The organism is Rhizobium leguminosarum bv. viciae (assembly GCF_012276115.1).
Classification (GTDB): Bacteria; Pseudomonadota; Alphaproteobacteria; order Rhizobiales; family Rhizobiaceae; genus Rhizobium; species Rhizobium leguminosarum_T.
Window position 1 is genome coordinate 1 of sequence record NZ_WIEU01000049.1, and the last position, 1,632, is coordinate 1,632.

The window sequence follows — 1,632 nt, forward strand, 5'->3', positions numbered from 1 at the left end:
TAGCCCGCTTTTCTCACAGCGCCTCTGTTATTGATTGAGCGCTGTCGGCTGGCGTGGCGTCCACAGCGAAGACGCGCGCGGTCGTCGCCGCGATGTGGGGCGTTTTGTCTGGGCCGGTGATGTATCCTTTTTCGTTGGTGGGTGGGTTCAGGTCCGGCGGCATCATCGGGCCGCAGCGCATATTCGGGCGTGAGCCAGAGCAAACTCCTCGGCATAGGGGCAGGCCGAAGCCATCGCCACCTTGATGCGGCGGACTGAGACGCGGACCTGCGCGCCGATCTTCAACAGCTTCAATCGGATCGTGCCGCAGGTGGCATCGGCAAGCCGGGTATGAGCGAGGCCGAGGCGGCGTAGCGCACCGATCAATACATAGGCCAACGACGCAAACCAGAGCCGCAACTGATTGGCGCGCATGGTGTGGGCGCTGGTGCGGTCGGCATAGAGATCGAGCTGGCATTCTTTGATGCGGTTCTCCATGTCGCCGCGCGCGCAGTAAAGTTTCTCGTAAAGCGGTTGTGCCGCCCAGCATTCCGGTTCCAGCGAGGTGACGACGAAGCGCGGATTGGGGGCCGCCATCGTCCATTCGGCTTTGGCGACGACCCGCCGTCGCCGTGACCAGCTGTCCTTCGTCGACCACAGGAAGTCGCGGAAGACGCGGGCCGCCTGGCCGCTTGTCCCGGCCTCCAGGCGCGCTTCCTCCAGGGCCTCGGCGATCTCCTTTTCCAGCCGCTTGTTGCGGGCAAGACCGAAGACATAGTCGACGTTGCTGGTCTCGCACCAGTCCATCAGTTCGTCGCGGGCAAAGCCGGAATCGGCGCGTAGAACGATGCGCACGCCAGGCCAGCGCCTGCGGATTTGCTTGACGATCCGTCCGACCTCCTCGACCGCGCTGGCGTCGATGTTGGAGCGCCGCAGCTTGGCCGAAAGCAGATGTCGGCCGCAAAAGATGTAGAGCGGCAGATAGCAATAGCCGTCATAATAGCCGTGGAAGAACCGCCCTTCCTGATGGCCATGCAGCGGATCATCGGTGGCGTCGAGGTCGAGCACGATCTCCTCTGGCAGCCTGTCGTGGGCGTCCACGAACAGCTCCACGAACAGCGCTTCCAGAGCCCCGGCGTCATAGGCGATCTTGTGATAGCGCGTTGGCGCGCCGGGGCGGCCGTGCTCCAGCCGGTTCAAGGTGGATTTGCCGGCAAGCACTGCACAGTCTTGCCGCTTCGGCGTCAGCCGCTCCGACAGCAGCGCAAGCACCGGGTCGTGGCGCAGCGTGTCGTGATCATCGACATCCTCGTAGCCCAGTGCGATCGCCGCAATGCGCTGCCCGACCAGCGTGCGCATGCTGTGGACCGTGCACTTGCGATCGCGGCCATCAACGAAGCAGGCGGCCACCCGGTCGAACAGCCCGATGGCCGCATCGACGTGGCGAAGCAGCAGCGCACCGGCATCCGAGGTGATCGCGCCGCCGTCGAAACCAGCAACGACTTTGTGGCCGTCGAAGCCTTTAAATTCCAACTGCGCGGAGATACAGTCTGTTTGCATCGGGGCTCCGTTACGAATCTGGTAAGCCTTTGTCGCAAAAGCAGTTTCTCAGATTCGCGGCCCCGATGCACCCCTTACTTTGAGAGATTCGGG

At 63.3% G+C, this 1,632-nt stretch carries 1 protein-coding gene; it reads right to left on the reverse strand.

The window, feature by feature from the left end; all coding sequences use genetic code 11:
* Window positions 1-162: 162 nt before the first annotated feature.
* Window positions 163-1,539, reverse strand: coding sequence for an IS1380 family transposase (locus tag GFM02_RS34680; protein ID WP_168324223.1), 1,377 nt, complete (start codon window positions 1,537-1,539; stop codon window positions 163-165).
* Window positions 1,540-1,632 lie beyond the last annotated feature (93 nt).